Here is an 18397-nt window from a genome sequence, read left to right as displayed (position 1 = left end):
AACTGCTTGTATATTTTTCCCATTCACCATCATACCAAATATTCATTGGAAAAACTATACAAATGCATTTTTATTCTACTATACTTTGCTTCTAACTATAGATAACTTGTAGCAGTCACAAAATCAAAAGCTTCAAAATTACTAACCGAATTGTCATACTGAAAATTATAAATTAAAACGATAGAATTATAGCATTTATTTAATTTAACTACTTCCTTAATTCGAGAAAGTATTTTGTCATCATATGAACATCCCGTTAATAACATAGAAATGTCATCACTCGCTTCTTCTAACACTTCCTTTTCAATAAAATCCTCATCTACATCAATCATATCAATATTAAAATCAACAAAAAAACTCGCTGGTATAGCGTCTCCTTCTTCATCATACGTAACATCTATATATGTATCCAACTGATCTTGCGTTTGCATATTACCGAACCATATTGAAACCATTCCGTGTACTTCCATTGTAGTTCTCCTTTATTTTTTATCTTGCAGAACCAATTTTATAACTTACCGACTACTTTAAAACACATAATTTTTATAAAAAACATTTCTTCTTTCCATTTAGTTAAATGGGGTTATTCGGAAATTCATTATCATACTTATTAATTAACGCTTTATCATTTTCATTAATTGGTACTTCACCTAAGTATTTATGTTTCCAAATAATCATTTGATCACTAAAACTATATTCTGTTTCGAGCCAATTGGTATAATCGAAATGCATGTTAAATTCCCCACTATGTTCCAGAGACATTGTAAAAGAGTACCAAAGCTCTTGCTGATTATCTTTAAAAACATCTCTTAATTCCTTACTCAATTTATATAAAGAATCTTCTTTCCTTTCAAACTCCTCTTCATTAACTTCGTATTTAAAAGGAATTTCTACACTATACTTATAATTTTGTTTATTTCTGAAGTTGTTATAAAAAAAGTAAGTTCCCCCTCCAGCTTCTGATATTTGTGCATAAAAATAAAATTTCTCCCATTCTTCTGGAATCATGGCATGAACCATTTCCGCTATCTCTCTATATAATCGATTCAATTTTATTTCCAATTGAATACCCCCTATTTGATTTTCATCATTCACTTTTTCTATATTATACCACCCTTTTAATTAGCTCTTTATTTCATCTAAAATTCAAACCAAGTTTCGATGCCTTTAGAAAGTAGACATACCTCTTAAATACAATTAGTATTAAAATAAGAAATATGAAAGACTTAAAAAGGCTCTTACATGAAGGAAGGAAGTGCACAGCTATGGATTTTAAAACAGTTATGCAAGAACTTGAGGCTCTAGGTAAGGAACGAACGAAAAAAATATACATATCTAACGGTGCGCATGAGCCAGTATTCGGAGTAGCTACAGGTGCTATGAAACCAATCGCTAAAAAAATAAAATTAAATCAAGAGTTAGCTGAAGAGCTTTATGCCACAGGTAACTACGATGCTATGTACTTTGCAGGTATTATTGCCGACCCAAAATCTATGAGTGAATCTGATTTTGATCGCTGGATAGACGGGGCATATTTTTATATGCTATCCGATTATGTGGTGGCAGTAACTTTATCAGAGTCAAATATCGCACAAGATGTTGCTGATAAATGGATTGCAAGTGGGGACGAGCTTAAAATGTCTGCAGGCTGGAGTTGCTACTGTTGGCTTTTAGGAAACCGCAAAGACAATGAATTTTCCGAAAGTAAAATTTCCGATATGCTTGGAATGGTGAAAGATACAATTCATCATTCTCCAGAACGAACAAAATCCGCTATGAATAATTTCCTAAACACTGTGGCAATCTCATATGTACCACTACATGAAAAAGCAGTCGAGACTGCAAAAGAAGTTGGTATAGTTGAAGTCAAACGTGATAATAAAAAAAGCAATTTGTTAAATGCTTCTGAAAGTATTCAGAAAGAACTTGATAGAGGAAGACTTGGTTTCAAGCGTAAGTATGTAAGATGTTAAAAGTATGAAGGTGTCAATCTAGGAGAGATTGACACCTTTTTAGTGGACATTACTAGACTAACGGAACTGCAAGTTAAAGGGAACCAATCATTCATCTCCCCCCTATACATCTCAAACTTCTTCTTTCAATTTATATACCCTATCTCTTTTCTCATCATCTTTGATAAAAATAAGTTTTCCTTCTGTAACAAAACCTTCTAATAGTAAACATACTTGTCCATATGCTTTAGGCTTATTCGTAGTGAATCTTTCATCGGGTATTTTACCAGATCGTATTAATCGTTCACATAGCTCAAGCGCACTTATTTCTTCAGAATCAATTAATTCTAAAATATCTTTTTGTAATGGTGATAAAGGGGCTGGTACCTTACATACCTCAGCTACCTCCACCTTTTCTTTTTCTTCTTCAAATAAATCTTCAAATGAAATTTGATTCATTACATCTTTTCCTTTCTAACAATTGATTTATATAACATGAATTGAATTCTATAGGTACGAAAACTTTAAATATTAGCTATTGTTATGTATTTCTTACCTCATTACATGAATTTCAAACTCATGTACATCATTTCATATAGTATATTTTGATTATACCAAATATACGTTCTGTCTTCTATTGTAGAATTTTTATAACAGAAATGAAAGTAATAGTGAACATTTTTCTTCTCTTTAGTTGTATAGAAAACTATATAAAAATTTTACATAATAAAATTATAGTTATCTGTTAAATTTCTACGCTAATACGCAAAAAAACACTCGTTGCCTTTAATCGACAATCGAGTGCTTTAAGTTCATCTATTTTTAAGTAGCATAAATTTATAAATTTTGTAGTAACAGTATGACACCATTTATATGTCGTGACAACGACTATGTTAACACTTACGAGTTTGTATGAGTTCGTTAGTTTAATATACATTCCATATGTTTATATTCATCGCCAAATAAAATGCTATCTCACCTAAGATTTTACTTTATTTTCTATTCTATCATTGCACACAGTACTCCATGATGGTACAACCATGATGGAGTACATACTTTCAAAAAACCTTTTATTTTTTCTATCTACTTCACATATACTTTATTTTTTATTCATATATACTTATGCGTATTTAAATTTAGCACCACGAACTTTATTATATCCGTCCATAAAATATAATTTAGTATAGTAAGGTTTATAAAATCACTATAACTAAGCTCATTTATTTACTGTAATGAGTTTTTAATGTTTATTTATATTTTAGGAATATCAATTATATTTCCTGGTGACTCATTAATAAGAATATCTGAAATACTTGGGTTCCTTTTTTTCAACTTGAATATTTGAATTTTTGTTAATTCAGAGCTAAATGATATATTTTGTGTTTTAAACTCCAAATTCATAATTTTATTTTGAAGTTTTAATATAAAAACCTTCCATTCTTGTAATGGAGAATTCGAAACTTCCTCTGGACTTTCTAATAATCGATATCCGTCTGCATAATGAAACATTAGTAATCCCGTTCCTAAGTCACAATCTTTGTTTTCAAGAATTGCATTTGGTATATCAAATCCACTATTCCAATTATAATTTGCTGCAAAACAATGAAGGAGTATTGGATTATCTATATTCTTTATTCGGCTAATTGTATCCTCTTTATTTGTATTATAAAGTAATTCTTCAAGCAAACTAATATCTTTATTTTCCATTACACCTTACCACCTTACTGATATTTACTTATTTTGTATTTCCAATTGTTTTAGCTTTCTTTCCCAGAGTTCTACTGTTGCACCTGGGCTTGGGTACAATGGTAAACCATTCCCCTGTAATTTCCTTAAATTTTTTTGCAAATCATATACCTGCTTTTGTAAACTATCAATACTTTGGCTAATATCCATTTTATTTAATGCTCTTGCAACTACTTCATTGTAAACAGAATGATATCCTCTGTGTCTAGCCATTGTACTTATATTATCATCTGGTACTCTTAGAAAAATACCATTTGATGAGTCATCAAAGTTCATACCTATCTTTTTAATGACAGGATTATCTGCCATTTCAGAAGGAATAATATGCTGTGCTTGATATCCACTCCATTTAGTTGAACGTCTAAGCCCCATTTCTGTCATCATATTTTTTCCTAATTTAGTAGAATTTCCTCCTATTGCAATACCCGGAGTACCAGGAATAATCCTACTACCTTCACCCGTACCCTTAGAAACTTCATCGACTTTCCTTTCGAACTTGCTAATTAGGTTTCCAAACTTTTCCGTATCAACTTGGAGGGACCTCAATCCGAATAAATCAGCCGTTTGACTAAGCCTAACCTTAACAGGAATTGGAACATTCTGATATTCCTTTTTCCACCGTTAAGCCGTGCTCATTCCGTCATAAACAGGGAGCTTGTATTTAACTTCATAAATACCTAGAATATCCGGATGTGGCGTTTTTGTTACACCTTGATTAATATTCTTTATCGGATCACCGAAGTTGTCTAAAATGTACTATTCAAAGTTTTCAAGGTTGTGTCCATCTTTTATACCTATAGTCTGTTTTGCTTTAAAACCTTCTACTTCAATTAAATGCTTATCATAACCAGTCTTAAAATTCACTTTAATTTTCGGATTAACTTTAGGAACTTCACCCGTCCCCTATGTTGTACTTTTAAATAATTCGGGGAAAAAGAAGAGGCTTTCTCTAGGTCGTTAGACCATAAAGAAAGCCCCGTTTAAATTAAAGAGATTAACCAACTATTAACTAATTCCAATCAATAAAATCCTATCATTAGTTTTCAGGAATATATAAATTATCCACAAATTCAGAGAAACTTTTAGAAATTAGTCGGATGTATTCCTCTCTTAACTCGTTATCTTCTTCAAAGTAATCCATATCACAATGATATACACTACCTCTATCTTTCCCATCAATTGATAAACAAATCAAACTCCCCGCGGGGTCAATTCCAATTGGAAGAAAATTACTTGGTACCACTTGCATCAAATTATAACTTCTTAATTTCTCTTCTAGATTTATTTCATTTTCTATTGATAGAGGAAAAAACATTGAAACAGACGATGTTATTACGCCTTTCTTAGTTGTATCATTAGTTTTAAATCTTCGTTGCTCAGTTTTCCCTCCATTTTTAGACAGCAAAAATTGTTTATAATCAGCAGGTAACAATATACCATACTTATTTTCGAAATCTTCGATATCTTCAATGCCAATAGGGGTAAAAGTATATTCAAAATCTAAATTCCTCATACAATTAACCTTCTTTCCTGTTCATTTTGTTTTTCTCAATCAGAGTATAATCTCTCAATCAATTCAGAAAAAGAGTCGCATATTAATTTAATTTTATCCTCATTCACTGATTCCTGATCATAGAAAACTACTGACGGAGAATCTTTAGTATCACAGTAATTAAAACAAATAAGTCCCCCAAATGGGTCTCTTGCAAATGGAATAATACCTTCCGGAAGTGAAGTTAATTCATAAACAACTTCTATATTTGCATCTTTGCTTGTAAAACTTAATAGACAATCAAAGACTGCTCCACCCTCATCATCATTAATATCATAAATATTAGGCTCAGGATAACCACCGTTATTTTTTTTAATGCATTCACGGTAGTCATCTGGAAATCTGACACCAAATGAATTCTCCACAGCAATAATTACTTGCTCATCTATCGCTCCATCCGTAAATAGCCAAGTTACTCGGCTCATTTTATCATCTCCAAAATAATTTTCTTCAGTTTACCTGTTCTACCGTCATCTCCACCACCCCAAATTGCTCTACCACCTGTATGACCCGCAACCTGATGTTCATAGTAATCAACAAGTTGCATTTTACCAGTCTCTTGATGATGATGCCATGTGACTGATTTTGGCTTCTTACCTAATTTGAATAACTCAATATCTGTTTGGCTGAATTGTTTTGCTAAGTTTGGATCTTTCATTATATCGTCATATAATTTTTGTGAGAGATATTTAAACTGCACTGAGTCAGGCTCTAAATGATATGACTCTGATAAAGATGTTTCATATTTTGAATTAAAAATTGGGTAACCATCTTTATCATATTTAACTTTATAAGTTTCCCCATTTTTCTTAGATGTAAATGTATAAGTAGTAATTCCTGTAGAATCATCTACTACTTTTTCTTCAAAATCTCTTGGTTTATTAGGTTTTCTACTATAAGGAGGTAAATCTCTAGCTGCTTTTGTCATAGCTTCTTCATATTCTGCAGTTCTTTCATTAGTCAGTTTAATTTTTTTAGTTTGAGTACCTTCCCCCGTACCCTTAACCCCACCACTCTCCAAATTCGAGATCCTACTCTGAATACTCGCCTTTGAGGCATCATGGGCTTCTTGGAATTTCCCGCTATAGTTCGTTCCAGATCTAACGACACTTCCATCTGGCAGTATTTCTACACCTTTAAAGATTTGGGATACGGAGTCCGCACCTTTTGCTACTGTATTTTCAATTATATAATATTCCCGACTTAATCTATCTAACAATCCTTAAAAATAATCTATATTGATTTTCACTTATTTATCAATCTCTACGAAAAAAGCACTCGCTACCAATCATAGATTTTCGAGTGCTTAAATGTATATACTTCCCATCATATTTAAATCATTTTTAAGATTTGTTCCTTCACATTTTCGTCAAACTTGGCTCCTTCTACCTTTGCTCCTGTCCAAACTACATTGTCAAGTTTAGCACCAGTAAAATTCGCGTCAGTAAAATCACCATTTAAAAGGGTCGCTCCTGTTAAATCTGCGTTTGTAAAATCTGCATTTCTAGCGTTTACTTCTGATAAATTAGCATCTTCTAAATATGCTTTTTCAAAGTTACCTTCTGTAAGATTCGCGTTGCTGAAATCCGTTCCCGTACAGTCGGCCTGTTTTGCATCTATTTTATATAAATTTGCTCGTCGAAAAGTAGCATGATTTAATATCGTTCCAACTAATTCTCCATATGAAAAATCAACTTCATCAAAACATGTTTCAAAACAACTACTTATATTTACCTTTGCATATTTCATATTGGCTTTAGAGAAATTAGCTTCACCAAATCTACAATCTGCAATATGTATTTCCTCTAAATTACAGCTCCTGAAATCAGCAAACTCAAAATCACAATCAAAAAAAGATGCTCTCATTAGTGAAGAAGCTCTTAAATGGACTTGTTTTGCCATGATACCCTCTGCCATCACCTCTGACAAATCAGAAAAAGTAAGGTCTAAATTGCTCATATCTAGCCCATCTATAATTTCATCATTGTATTGAGATTGATTTAATATTTCCATGACTCTTATTCTATCATTCTCATTCATTATTACGAGCTCCTTTCATTTAGCTTTTCAGATAGTCCTTCCAAGCAATATTTGGAGAATAAGTTACACCCCTTTGATCTTCATCAAAACTTGGTATAGCCATTACTTGTGCTGGTTCAAAATACTTCATTACTTGTAGCCAATTATCAAGTAATGTATCACTATCACTCTCTAATGGATTATTTAAAATATCAATACAAAGGCCACCCCAATCTAGCTCAGATACCACAGCTGGACTATTTTGTAATAATTCCTTATCAAACATTTCTAAAATATGACCGCTAAAGTATGTTCTAGCCCCTACCCCTAAGGGACCGTTAGGAAGAAACCTAACTGGTATTGGTTGGGAAGATATTTCCATCCACATTTGTAATCGTTCACGTTCGGTATTCCACGGATATGATAAAGGCCAAAAAATTTGAGTTACTCCATAACTTGGTTTCGCAATTTCTGCAATTTGGTCAGATAACTCAAAAAAAGCAGGCCATAATTTTTTAGGTATCGATTTATGAAACTCAAACTTCAAAAATGAGCGATGACTCCAGTTAACTTCAAAACTCCCACTATAGTTCACCGATTTATCACGATAAAGGTAAACTTCTGATACTTTATGCTCTGAAACTACTTTTTCCAGGATTTCCTGACGATTATATTCTACTCGTACCATTTCACTGTTACCCCAATGAGTAGGAGCAAATTTTTCATTTGACTCAAACACATCCAAAAGACGACCTAATACTTCTTCTTCGTTAAAAGATACTGTAGGATACATTGTAATTGAGAAAAAATCAGGTTTCATGTATATCCTCCTTAATACTAAAAAATATAGTCACATAATAATTTTTATTCATAGTTTTTTCCATCGACCTCCGCCAGGTAAACGTGAATTGCCCTCCCATTTATGAGTCACTTTTCCACTACTTGGGTCAGTATAGTAAATCTCACTCTTTTCTCCTAAAGGCCCACTTGGTCTTGGTTTAGGAGGAATTCCATTCAAATCGGGTTTATCACTTGATATTGTCACAATATGACTTCCACTTTTATCTTCGAGCATCTCTCTTTCAGCTCGCATTTGGCTGTCATTATGAATAACGTGTTCTTTGTCACTTATTTTGTGTTTGTGATCATGAACTAAATCGATTTCATCCTTAGCATTACGACCTATACTATCTGGACGCGTAAGATGCCCTTCACTGGATGTATACGTAACAACCTTGCCAGAGTTATTGTCCTCTAATGTACGATTTAGGTGTTCTCCCAAAGCTTTTCTTCCTTTTATTTCTTCTTCTCTTCCACGCTCTTGACTTTTCTTTAAATTTTCACGCTTAACATCCCACTCTTTACGTTCTAAAGGCTCTTTTGTTTCTTCACAATGACGATTATACCTAATGTTATCTGCTTCCTTATAATCCCCCCGTGCTTTGGCTTCATCTATTTTTATTCGATAGTATTTTTCTCTTTCCGGGGTTAGTTTAATTTTGTTAGGGTTTGTCTTACTACTATCACCCGTACCCTATGTTGTAATCTTAAACCCTCACAATAAAAAAGCAAACCATGTAAACCTTATTAAACTACTTCTTTTTCTTCTACTATCGGCAATTCATATGCCGTTTTATATTTCATCATGCCATATACAATGTTTACAAGCCTTCTCATAATACATACCAATGCTTGTCCTTTTGTTTTTCCTTCTTTAAGCTTCTTTTGATAGTACGCATGAAACACTGGATTTCGTGGCATCTTACTGCCTTTTGCTACTTGCACTTGCTGCACCACTGCTAAATTATAAAATAAAGCGTGTAGCGCCTGTTTCCTTGTTTGCTTTTGTGTGTCTTACCTTTCCCACCAGAACCAAAGTAAACAGGCGCAATCCCCGCAAATCGTGCTAATTTGTTGGCATTTAGAAATCGTCTTACATCTTCAATTTCTGCAATTAATGCTGATGCCGTCACAAGTTCTATTCCCGGCATCGTCTCTAATTGATAATCTAGTAGATTTACTAGCTGTTTTAATTCTCTTTCGATGTATTTCATTTCTTTCTTTTTAAACTCAATCTCCCGTATAATACTTCTCACTAAAAAGTCTCGTGTGTCTTAATATTCCTTCATTGTATGTCCATCTTCTTTTACAAGTTTTAATATGTCGCTTGCTTTCTTTACCGAACATGTATTGTGACTAACCTCTACTAAAAAAGCCGTTAATTGCTTTATATTTGCCCCCTCTAAACAAGAGGGTGACGGATATTGCTTCCAAAATGCTAATGCTGTTTTTCCATTTTCTACGCTAAAACACAAAAAAGCACTTGTTGCCTTTAATTGACAATCAAGTGCTTTAAGTTCATATGTTTTTAAGTAGCGTAAATTTGTAAGTTTTGTAGTAACAGTATGACACCCTTTGTACATCATGACAAATACTATATTAAAACTTACGAGTTTGTACGAGTTCGTTAGTTTAATATACATTCCATGTGTTTATATTTATCGCCCGGTAAAATGTCATCTCGCCTAAGCTCGTACTTTATTTTCTATTCTATCATTGCACATAACACTCCATGATGGTACAACCATCATGGAGTATCTATTTTCAAACGCCCTATTATTTTTTCTGTCTTTCATTTAGTTAAATAGGATTATTCGGAAATTCACTATGATATTTATCGATTAACGCTTTATATTCTCCATCATTTGGTACTTCTCCTAAGTATTTATTTTTCCAAATAATCATTTGGTCACTAAAACCATATTCTGTATCGAACCAATTTGTATAATCATAATGCGTCTTAAATTTCCCACTACTCTCAAGAGTCATTGTAAAGGAATACCAAAGTTCTTGCTGATTATCTTTAAAAACATTTCTTAGTTCATCACTCAACTCAAACAGCTTTCTTTTATTTTTTTTAAATTCTTCTTTATCAATAGCATAGTTAAATGGGATTTTCGCACTATAATTAAAGCATTGTCTATTTTCAGGTGTATTATAAAAAAAGTACGTTCCCCCTCCAGTTTCCGATATCTGAGCATAAAAATAAAATTTCTCCCATTCTTCTGGAATCATTTCATTAACCGTTTCAGCTATTTCTCTATACAACTTGTTCATTTCTTTTTCCACTTTAATCAACCTCCTGCGCGATTTCTAATCGTTTTCTCAAATATCCCTTTTCCTTCTATTTCATAAACTATTTCAAAATAATTTGGTCTTAATGACGTTCCTTGATAAACTGGTTCAATCTTTACTGTTACTTTTTTAGGAGGCTTTCCACCTAACGCATTAGCCCACTCTTGCTCCATATTATACCACTCTCCACCAGAGCGATTAATTTGTCTATTTTGAGCAATCAAATTATCAATATCTCCAGAACCATGGAATTGAGTTCCTATCAAGTGGCCACCATCATCATCAGGTAACCTATCTTCACGGCCTGCTGCCACTTGCATTCCTTTGTTTCGTTTTCCTTTTTGAAGTATTAATTCTCCTGCCTCAACATCTACTATTCTACCAAGCTCATCTGTTGTATATTTATAACCATCCTCGGTAATATAACGCACGTTTGGTGCCAGTTCTTTTCTTCCATTTTTCCCTTTAATAATGTGCTTCCCAAGATCTTTCTCTTTTATTTCAGTTATCTTAGGAGTTTCACCCGTACCCTTAACAACCTTACTCTCCATATACTGATAAGCCTCTTTCAGAGAATACTGTCCTCCTCCTGAGACCTTTCCTACTCCAGCTATGGCGAAGCCTTTTCCATCGCCTGGGATCCATTTGTATTCCAGTAATGTTTTTACTGCGTGCTGGATCTTTTCATTCCCCTGCAAGAAAGTTGTTTTTACGTTTGTGGCGCCTTTGTTCCATAGATTTCCGATTTTGTCGGCAAATCCTTTTGCTGTGGAAGCTACAAAGTTTACACCCTCTTTTACTTTGTGGCTGGCTGTTTTTATGCCATCGACAGCTGCTTTTTAGTAGATACTCTTTATTTTCTCAATCTAACAAAATATTAACTTTTTTATTATAACTTATTTCTATACTAAGACGAAAAAAGCACTTGTTGCCTATCATAGACAATCAAGTGCTTTAAGTTCATATGTTGTTAAGTAGCATAAATTTGTAAGTTTTATAGTAACAGTATGACACCTTTTATATGTCATGACAACTACTACGTTAAAACTTACGAGTTTGTACGAGTTCGTTAGTTTCGTATACATTCCGTGTGTTTATATTCATCGCCATGTAAAATGTCATCTCGCCTAAGCTCGTACTTCTTTTTTTATTCTATCCACTTCACATAAAATTTATTTTTCATTCATCATTATATTTTTTAATCGTGTAATTTACTTAAAAAATCAGTAAATGTATCTGCAATGTAAAATACATTTTCTCTTGCGATTTTCTCTGCTTCTTCTGCCGTAATCCCTTCACTTTCCATCAGCGCTTCCTTTTCCCATGCATCTTCATGTTCCCAAAAAACAACAATTGGATTTTCTTCATGATTTTTATAATCAAAGCAAATTAAATTTCCTGCTGGGTCAAATGCAAATGGAATTAATTCTTTAGGTAATGTATCACTAAAGTCATTATATACTTCAACTATATATTCGTCACTATTTTCATCAAAAGATAATAAAGTCCCAAAAACTCTTTCATGATTATTCACATTAAATATTTCTGGTTCCACATTAGCACCATTATTCACAGCTACACATTTTATATAATCGTTTGGAAATTTAACACCTATTTCATTACCAATTTCCACTACAAAATCTTCACTTACAGTTGCATCAGCAAATTGCCACTCTACTTTTCTCATCTAATTCCATCTCCCCATAATTTATTTCCACCTAAGTGATTTACTTTATGTACTTTTGAAATAACTAATTGCATCTTGCCAGGGACTTGATGGTGATGCCAAGTTAATCCTTTTATTCTTGCCTTACCAGCATTTATTTGAGCTAATTGATCTGGAGAAAACAATTCTTTTGGAATCTTGCCTGAATCAATCGCTTCTTTTAATTTCCTTGTACATTCCTTAAATTGTGCCTCATCTGGACTAATATGTAAATTCTTATCTAGTCTCATTGTAAATTTAACATCGTCCCCTTTAAATATTGGGAATCCTAAAATATCAAAATCTACTCCTTTTTTCACATGTGTTCCTCCTGCTAAAGGCTTATTTAATATATTATTTTTCGTTTTAGTATTCAAATATGTTTCTGTTAGTTCTACAACTTCTTTAAACTCTTCAACACTATCATACCCAAATTCTTTGATAGTAGTATCATCTACTTGTTTTAAGAAATCTTCAACACTATCATATCCCTTAGGCACAATTGATCTATTAATCAAATTTCCGTCTTTATCGTAATTATTTTTAATTACTTCGTCAATTTCAGATCTATGAACAGCGTTACCCGTACCCTTAGCCACACTACCTTCCTTACTAACTCCTGAACCACCACTACCCTTAGCAAGTTGATAAGCGTCATCCTTAGCTGCCGTACTTGCCTTTGAAAACTTTCCGGCTACTTCTCCAACAGTTGAAGATTCTATATAAGGAAGCTTCATTCCTATTCCAGTATCCACCGTCCTAACTGCTACTGGAATAGGAGTATTTTTCATAGCATCTAGTGCATTCTTTAAAGTCTTATTTTCCTTAAGCGATTGTACCACATTTTTACCCAAATTTGGATTAAAACCAGGCATTCCTTCTTTGAATTTTAATAATTTGGCTAAATCAGCTAATTCACTCGTGCCTTTGAATGCTTTTACTCCTTTTCCTAATAGCCCTACAGCTGGGATTGCATCTAATCCGCCAAAAATGATGTTTCCTGTTCGTTCTTCTTGGCTCAATTTCCGGTGTGTTCCCCAGTCTTCTCCGTCGATACCGCTTTTTATTTGTACAGCGCCGTATACAACTGCCGCAGCGGTTCCGAGTGGTGGACAAAGGATTGTTGTGATGATGATTCCTACGCCTATTCCTATGTCTCGCACCATTTCTAGTTTTTTCTGTTCATCTTCTATCGATTTGTATTCAAATCCTCGTGTGGATGGGACTACTTTCTTGTATTCTTCATAATTTAATTTTGCATCTGGATTTTGTTTTTTTAGTTCTTTGTATTCTGCCCTAAGTACGTTATCAAATGCAGGAGAATCTCTAAAAATATCTTCTACTGTTATTTTATCTTTCTTCTTCTGTATTGTTTGTGGTACACTTCCGTAGCCTGCATGCGCACCTGGTAATACTGTCGTTGTTGTAGAGCCAATTCGGTTATTTGTTTCAAAACTGAGAATAGATGTATCTCTCATTTTTTGAGCGAATTTATCCATTTCTACTAAAAAAGGTTTATCTATATGTTCAGAGACTAATCGCCCTGCTTCTCCGCAATATTTTTGTAATGTCGAATAGCTATCAAGTAATTCCCCGATTTTTTGCGATTGATCTTTAGGATTAAAATGTATACTACCATCCGAGTCTAAATCTCGTATTCTTCCATCAATTCTTTTTAATGATTCATTTGCTTCCCGTAATTTTATGAGTGCATCTTTTGTAATTCGATTCATACCATCCCCCATGTTTTGCCATGGTTCAGGTCTATATTTCACATCCATCTCGTTTTCATCCCCCCAGCCGTATGGTGATTTCTACAACTTACTTAATATTTCACGTAATTGTTCGTCCTTTTCAAGCATTTCTACACATACATTTCCTACAACTGTCGCTGACCTAGAATAGTGTTCAGCCAATTCTAGTGTTTTGTGTAATATATCAGGATATTTTTCAATTACTCTCATCGCTTCACCTTTTTGATAAAAATCACAGCTTAATAAACTCTCAATATTCGTTCCAATGACGTCTACATGGATTTTATATATATTTTCTAACTTCATTACTATATCAAGTAGTTCTTGAAAATTAACTAATACTTCTTCTCCACCACCAGAACCACTATCTCCCATTGATACTTGCATTATTGAATACCTCCTAACGAGAATTGTCTCGGGTCAATTAACTTTTTATATGGCATTTTTAACACGTCATACAATTTCTTATTAACCGCATAGAGGCTCACCCAGTCATATCGATTACGATCTACATCTATTTGAACGAAATCTTCTCCTTCAGTAAAATATAAGAAACATTCCCATTTTCCTCCTCTATTACTTCGAGGCCTCGTATACGTTTCTATCGCTATAACGTCTTTATTTGATAAATCTTTTTCCTCAAATGTTTGTTGTTCTGCCTCTGTCATTCTCTTTGAGAAAAATGTATCTTCTATTTCCCTCGGTTCTCTCAATAAGAAAGGAATGCGTGTTAATAATGAAAAATATACGTCCGGTTTTGGTATGTAGTCGATCTCGTATTTTTTATTTGGTTCTATTTCTGTCAATACAGCCACTCGGTCTTTATCCTCTTTTAAAAAGCCAATTAATACATTATTCATTCTCGTGTATTCATGACAATTTTCATATTCCTTTAATAGTTCAATTATTTGAAAAGCTGCAGGGGTAATTCCATTTTCACTTGTAAGTAGGCCTTTTTCTTTTAAACTCGTAGTTGCTTTCGTGACACATTCTGCATCAAGTAAAATAATTGCGTCACGGTTTGGCAATCCAAATATATCGGTAACCCCAGCTGCACCTGCGAGAACATATAATTCAGCAGGTGCAAAACTCATTTCTTTCCCCATTCTTTTATCCCTCGTTTCTCCATCACAGTTGTTTTATCTCCCTTACTTCCGATTTATCTCCGTACGTTTGAATGCTTTTATCTAACTCTTTCAAAGCTTTCGTATGTCCTTCAAATGCCTCTACCATTTCTGAATTATATTGAATGATCAAATCAAGATAACTTAAAAATGCATCTCTCGTTTTTCCATTCCATTTCGCACCTGTGACATATGCTTTTAAGTCTTTCGCTTGGTTTAAAGAATCCTTCATACCATTTTCAATGTTTTGTGCGTAAGAAATGGCACTTGCAGTGTTACTTCCTATAATTTCAACCTCTTTACCACTCATGTTGGTTCCCTCCATTCTTTGTATGCTTAATGGATAAGTTTTTCAAATTCCTTTTTCTTTTCTTCAAAAGCCTTGGTCGCTGCAGCGTATGCTGACGCTTTCTCCGATTCTGCTTTCGCTTTATATTCCAAATACTTTGCATAAGCTGTACTTTTTGCAGATCCAACATCGCTTAATGCACTTTTAAAATAGGATACTAATGTATGTAATTCTTCATCCTTTTCATGACGTTTTTGTTCAAATTCAACTGCCGGAATTTTATTAGCTTCTAAACCATTACTTTTACTCTCATAATCTCTCTTCGCTGATTCAGCATCTTGAATGAATTGCTTTAACTCTCTTTCTTTATCTTTTAAATAATCATGTAAATCATCATACCGATCTCGTTTCCTCGCACTTTCTGTAAAACCAGACGCATTTAAAAAAGCATTGTACAATTCATCTAACATCTTTCTCCCCCTTTAGCACAATAACTATGTAGTTAAATTCGTATATTTAAACATGAATATTCATTACATTAAGAATTAACAAATAATTATTTTTACATATTGCTATTTTATCAAAGGGATTTTAACATTTCCATATTTTATGAATGGCTTTCGCATTTTTCTTCAATAAAGTGAAACTTTAATCAATATGACTATGTATTTATTACCTTTTATCCAATTCATTCGTATTAAATCCTTGCTTGAGAGTAAGACCAATTCTTTCTTATTTCATAAACAACTATTTCTGGATAATCCCAATGAAGCGTACGAGTAGGCTCCCGGACTCGTTTTACTATTCCTTGGGCTGTTTTGTTTCTATATTCATTCCAATATTTTGGCTCAGTCGCTCTTAAAAGAACGATAGAAAAAGGATCTGATATGAATATCAGATCCTTAACTTTAATTTCTTAATACATACATCTTTTTACACGATAACTGGTTCGTACGTGCTCAAATTATCATACTCAGTTTTTACAATACTAGGTGGAATGTTAACACATCCTCAGATTCACCTTTTCTTGTAGCAGTGCATAATGTTTAATAAAATTAAAGCATATTTTTACTTACCAGACTTAATTTTTTCGTTATATTCTTCTAAAGTTAACCCTTTTTCTTTTAGATAAACGGCAACTTCTTTTCCTACATAACGATAGTGCCATGGCTCATACTTAATGCCAGTAATATTCTCTTTATCTTTTGGATAGCGGAGAGTAAACCCATATTCTGCAGCATTCTTATCTAACCATTTGAATGCATCGGTAGTTTCAAATTTTGCATTTAAATCTTCTACAGTATTTTGCCATTCAACTGAAATAATGTCTAACGCTAATCCAGTATGATGTTCACTTGCACCAGGATACTGAAGATATTCCAATGCCTTAGCACTAGCCTCTTTATCCGACAAGCCTTGAGATTTATAGCTTTTAACTGAAGCATCATAATAAGTTTGTTGTAATTTTATAGCTCGATAACCTGATCTTAAATAAAGATTGATTCCCTCTTTTTTTGCAGCTGCTACCATATCCTGATAGGAAGTTGCAATTCTACTATCTATTTTCATATTTGGCTTCGCATTTTGGGTGATACTTGTTAATTCAATTCCTAGTTCCTTTGATAACATATGCTCTCTATTTACAAGGATAATTCTCCAATCATTAACATCAGAGATAGGTAAAACATCTTTTTTCTTCGCATGTATTTCATTTTTATTTTTATCGTTATTATTAGTAGTTGCCTGAGATGTTTGCTTTCCACTACAAGCAGCAAGACTCCATCCCATTGCTAATACCAATGCTAAAATTATAAATTTTTTAATTGTATCTCATTCCCTTTTTGTTTATTAGTCTTTATACCAATTTCCCAACACGTCTCTAGGAATCTCCTTGAAATCCTTCAAAGAAACGGGACCGACAAATTTTTTAATTCCATGTTTTTTAGAATTTTCATCCGAATAATCTTTTAAAAATTGAATTTTAAATTGTTTCTTACCATCGGCATAGTCGGTTACTGTCGGTACGATTGCCGCTTGTCGTATACCAAAAGTCTTATCTTCATACTTAACAAATTGTACATAAGATAATCCTCCAACTAATGTTTCTAATTTTTCTTGCGCAGAAATAAGATTTCCAAGAGAATAATAGATTAGCGTTTCATGTCCATCTTTATTTTGTTTCCACTCAATTGGTTGAATTACATGTGGATGATTTCCAATTACTACATCTACACCTAAATCTGTTAAATATTGAGCAACTTCTTTTTGTTGCTTTGAAGGTGTTGAGGTATATTCTACTCCCCAATGCACCATAACAATCACCATATCAGAGCTACTCTTTGCCTTTTCCACATCATTTTGTATCGCTTTTTTATCAATTAAATTTAAAGCCCAAGACTTATCAGCTGGAATTTTAATTCCATTCGTACCATATGTATAATTTAGTAACGCAAAACGAATACCATTTTTTGTAATCGTTTTTATTTCATTACGCTCGTTTTTACTCTCATTAATACCTACCGGGATAACATCCGGATATTTCTTCCAGTATTCTCTTGTATTCGCAACACCTTTAATACCCATATCCATAGCGTGATTTGTCGCTTGCGTCACTATATTGAATCCAGTGTCCACTAAAGATTGGCCTACTTCTTCAGGTGTATTGAAAGTCGGATATCCCTGTACTTTTAAATTATTTCCGGCAATCGGAGTCTCCTGGTTCACTATAGCAAGATCACTTGATTTAACAGCTTTTTTGATATTTTCATAAATATAATTATAATCATATGAACCGTCTTTTTGTTTGCCATCTTTAATTACTGCGTCATGATATAAATTATCACCCGTAGCTATTAAATTCACAACCGATTGTACTTTTTTATCTTCCGTAAAATTAGGAGACTGTTGGATAGGACTTTTATCTACCCAATTCGGTGCTTTTAATGATGTATCTATATTGGATTCAGCCGGTGGTAACGAAGCTTTAGATGTCTTAACATCAGTATTACCACAAGCGGTTAAAAGCACTAAAAAAATAAGACATACTAAAAAAAACTTTTTACTTCTCTGTAAAGTATCTAACATGTGATCCTCTTTTCTGTTTTATTCCTTATAACCTGTT

At 33.2% G+C, this 18397-nt stretch carries 21 protein-coding genes and 2 pseudogenes; 1 reads left to right on the top strand and 22 read right to left on the bottom strand.

What is annotated here, in order from left to right; translation table 11 throughout:
- Positions 1–95 precede the first annotated feature (95 nt).
- Together C4S65_RS04540 and C4S65_RS04535 are read right to left on the bottom strand one after the other, a co-directional pair.
- The gene (locus tag C4S65_RS04540) at positions 96–470 is read right to left on the bottom strand and encodes an immunity 22 family protein (RefSeq protein WP_061666906.1); all 375 of its coding nucleotides are present in this window, start codon (positions 468–470) and stop codon (positions 96–98) included.
- A 103-nt stretch (positions 471–573) separates the two neighbouring features.
- Positions 574–1062, bottom strand: coding sequence for an antitoxin YezG family protein (locus C4S65_RS04535; protein WP_061666905.1), 489 nt, complete (start codon positions 1060–1062; stop codon positions 574–576).
- Between the two features lie 203 nt (positions 1063–1265).
- Here C4S65_RS04535 and C4S65_RS04530 point away from each other — a divergent pair, with 203 nt between their 5' ends.
- A complete protein-coding gene (locus C4S65_RS04530) occupies positions 1266–1973 on the top strand; it encodes a DNA alkylation repair protein (protein WP_061666904.1) in 708 nt (235 codons plus the stop codon).
- Positions 1974–2084: 111 nt separating this feature from the next.
- Here C4S65_RS04530 and C4S65_RS04525 read toward each other — a convergent pair whose 3' ends face one another.
- From C4S65_RS04525 to C4S65_RS04415, 20 genes and pseudogenes are all read right to left on the bottom strand, one after another.
- Entirely contained in the window at positions 2085–2411 is a 327-nt protein-coding gene (locus tag C4S65_RS04525; protein ID WP_001071909.1) for a DUF3895 domain-containing protein, read from the bottom strand.
- A 792-nt stretch (positions 2412–3203) separates the two neighbouring features.
- Positions 3204–3659 carry a DUF4274 domain-containing protein gene (locus C4S65_RS04515; RefSeq protein ID WP_000428103.1) on the bottom strand — a complete coding sequence of 152 codons (456 nt, stop codon included), beginning with the start codon at positions 3657–3659 and terminating at the stop codon, positions 3204–3206.
- A gap of 24 nt (positions 3660–3683) precedes the next feature.
- Positions 3684–4244, bottom strand: coding sequence for an AHH domain-containing protein (locus C4S65_RS04510; protein WP_225988058.1), 561 nt, complete (start codon positions 4242–4244; stop codon positions 3684–3686).
- 490 nt (positions 4245–4734) lie between these two features.
- Positions 4735–5211, bottom strand: a complete 477-nt coding sequence (locus C4S65_RS04500; protein WP_061666903.1) for an SMI1/KNR4 family protein — start codon at positions 5209–5211, stop codon at positions 4735–4737.
- A gap of 35 nt (positions 5212–5246) precedes the next feature.
- A complete protein-coding gene (locus C4S65_RS04495; protein WP_000092333.1) occupies positions 5247–5675 on the bottom strand; it encodes an SMI1/KNR4 family protein in 429 nt (142 codons plus the stop codon).
- The gene (locus C4S65_RS04490; RefSeq protein WP_097888914.1) at positions 5672–6469 is read right to left on the bottom strand and encodes an HNH endonuclease; all 798 of its coding nucleotides are present in this window, start codon (positions 6467–6469) and stop codon (positions 5672–5674) included. The genes C4S65_RS04495 and C4S65_RS04490 overlap by 4 nt, the downstream gene beginning before the upstream one ends.
- 113 nt (positions 6470–6582) lie before the next feature.
- The gene (locus C4S65_RS04485) at positions 6583–7290 is read right to left on the bottom strand and encodes a pentapeptide repeat-containing protein (protein WP_061668092.1); all 708 of its coding nucleotides are present in this window, start codon (positions 7288–7290) and stop codon (positions 6583–6585) included.
- A 19-nt stretch (positions 7291–7309) separates the two neighbouring features.
- Positions 7310–8089 carry a hypothetical protein gene (locus C4S65_RS04480; RefSeq protein ID WP_098838693.1) on the bottom strand — a complete coding sequence of 260 codons (780 nt, stop codon included), beginning with the start codon at positions 8087–8089 and terminating at the stop codon, positions 7310–7312.
- 48 nt (positions 8090–8137) lie between these two features.
- Positions 8138–8779: pseudogene (locus C4S65_RS35655) on the bottom strand (ADP-ribosyltransferase); the annotation flags it as partial.
- A 77-nt stretch (positions 8780–8856) separates the two neighbouring features.
- A pseudogene (locus tag C4S65_RS04470) lies at positions 8857–9566 on the bottom strand (transposase); the annotation flags it as partial.
- Between the two features lie 343 nt (positions 9567–9909).
- Positions 9910–10398: an antitoxin YezG family protein gene (locus C4S65_RS04460; protein WP_061668096.1), complete on the bottom strand. Its 489-nt coding sequence runs from the start codon at positions 10396–10398 to the stop codon at positions 9910–9912.
- 5 nt (positions 10399–10403) lie between these two features.
- Positions 10404–10955, bottom strand: coding sequence for a DNA/RNA non-specific endonuclease (locus C4S65_RS04455; RefSeq protein WP_033667575.1), 552 nt, complete (start codon positions 10953–10955; stop codon positions 10404–10406).
- 647 nt (positions 10956–11602) lie between these two features.
- Positions 11603–12091, bottom strand: a complete 489-nt coding sequence (locus C4S65_RS04450) for an SMI1/KNR4 family protein (protein WP_001233230.1) — start codon at positions 12089–12091, stop codon at positions 11603–11605.
- On the bottom strand, positions 12088–13890 hold the full coding sequence (locus C4S65_RS04445; protein WP_000382724.1) for an HNH endonuclease: 1803 nt from the start codon (positions 13888–13890) through the stop codon (positions 12088–12090). Before C4S65_RS04445 ends, C4S65_RS04450 begins: the two co-directional genes overlap by 4 nt.
- 33 nt (positions 13891–13923) lie before the next feature.
- Positions 13924–14250, bottom strand: a complete 327-nt coding sequence (locus C4S65_RS04440; protein WP_001198201.1) for a hypothetical protein — start codon at positions 14248–14250, stop codon at positions 13924–13926.
- Positions 14250–14969 (bottom strand): DUF5081 family protein, encoded by a 720-nt coding sequence (locus tag C4S65_RS04435; RefSeq protein ID WP_000514121.1) that lies wholly within the window; start codon positions 14967–14969, stop codon positions 14250–14252. The genes C4S65_RS04440 and C4S65_RS04435 overlap by 1 nt, the downstream gene beginning before the upstream one ends.
- Before the next feature lie 22 nt (positions 14970–14991).
- Complete coding sequence (locus tag C4S65_RS04430; protein ID WP_000014537.1) at positions 14992–15297, bottom strand: WXG100 family type VII secretion target; 306 nt, start codon at positions 15295–15297, stop codon at positions 14992–14994.
- Positions 15298–15323: 26 nt separating this feature from the next.
- Positions 15324–15746: a hypothetical protein gene (locus C4S65_RS04425; RefSeq protein ID WP_000883455.1), complete on the bottom strand. Its 423-nt coding sequence runs from the start codon at positions 15744–15746 to the stop codon at positions 15324–15326.
- Between the two features lie 598 nt (positions 15747–16344).
- The gene (locus C4S65_RS04420) at positions 16345–17076 is read right to left on the bottom strand and encodes a M15 family metallopeptidase (RefSeq protein ID WP_000241986.1); all 732 of its coding nucleotides are present in this window, start codon (positions 17074–17076) and stop codon (positions 16345–16347) included.
- Positions 17077–17124: 48 nt separating this feature from the next.
- A complete protein-coding gene (locus C4S65_RS04415; RefSeq protein ID WP_000887599.1) occupies positions 17125–18360 on the bottom strand; it encodes a CapA family protein in 1236 nt (411 codons plus the stop codon).
- Positions 18361–18397 lie beyond the last annotated feature (37 nt).

This window comes from Bacillus sp. ok061 (assembly GCF_900108285.1).
GTDB lineage: Bacteria > Bacillota > Bacilli > Bacillales > Bacillaceae_G > Bacillus_A > Bacillus_A thuringiensis_S.
This window is presented reverse-complemented; position numbering and strand designations above follow the sequence as displayed.

Coding starts and splice junctions, on each gene's coding strand:
- C4S65_RS04540 (WP_061666906.1), bottom strand. CDS start 470: ATGGAAGTACACGGAATGGTTTCAATATGGTTCGGTAATATGCAAACG.
- C4S65_RS04530 (WP_061666904.1), top strand. CDS start 1,266: ATGGATTTTAAAACAGTTATGCAAGAACTTGAGGCTCTAGGTAAGGAA.
- C4S65_RS04525 (WP_001071909.1), bottom strand. CDS start 2,411: ATGAATCAAATTTCATTTGAAGATTTATTTGAAGAAGAAAAAGAAAAG.
- C4S65_RS04515 (WP_000428103.1), bottom strand. CDS start 3,659: ATGGAAAATAAAGATATTAGTTTGCTTGAAGAATTACTTTATAATACA.
- C4S65_RS04500 (WP_061666903.1), bottom strand. CDS start 5,211: ATGAGGAATTTAGATTTTGAATATACTTTTACCCCTATTGGCATTGAA.
- C4S65_RS04495 (WP_000092333.1), bottom strand. CDS start 5,675: ATGAGCCGAGTAACTTGGCTATTTACGGATGGAGCGATAGATGAGCAA.
- C4S65_RS04485 (WP_061668092.1), bottom strand. CDS start 7,290: ATGAATGAGAATGATAGAATAAGAGTCATGGAAATATTAAATCAATCT.
- C4S65_RS04480 (WP_098838693.1), bottom strand. CDS start 8,089: ATGAAACCTGATTTTTTCTCAATTACAATGTATCCTACAGTATCTTTT.
- C4S65_RS04455 (WP_033667575.1), bottom strand. CDS start 10,955: ATGGAGAGTAAGGTTGTTAAGGGTACGGGTGAAACTCCTAAGATAACT.
- C4S65_RS04450 (WP_001233230.1), bottom strand. CDS start 12,091: ATGAGAAAAGTAGAGTGGCAATTTGCTGATGCAACTGTAAGTGAAGAT.
- C4S65_RS04445 (WP_000382724.1), bottom strand. CDS start 13,890: ATGGATGTGAAATATAGACCTGAACCATGGCAAAACATGGGGGATGGT.
- C4S65_RS04440 (WP_001198201.1), bottom strand. CDS start 14,250: ATGCAAGTATCAATGGGAGATAGTGGTTCTGGTGGTGGAGAAGAAGTA.
- C4S65_RS04435 (WP_000514121.1), bottom strand. CDS start 14,969: ATGGGGAAAGAAATGAGTTTTGCACCTGCTGAATTATATGTTCTCGCA.
- C4S65_RS04430 (WP_000014537.1), bottom strand. CDS start 15,297: ATGAGTGGTAAAGAGGTTGAAATTATAGGAAGTAACACTGCAAGTGCC.
- C4S65_RS04425 (WP_000883455.1), bottom strand. CDS start 15,746: ATGTTAGATGAATTGTACAATGCTTTTTTAAATGCGTCTGGTTTTACA.
- C4S65_RS04415 (WP_000887599.1), bottom strand. CDS start 18,360: ATGTTAGATACTTTACAGAGAAGTAAAAAGTTTTTTTTAGTATGTCTT.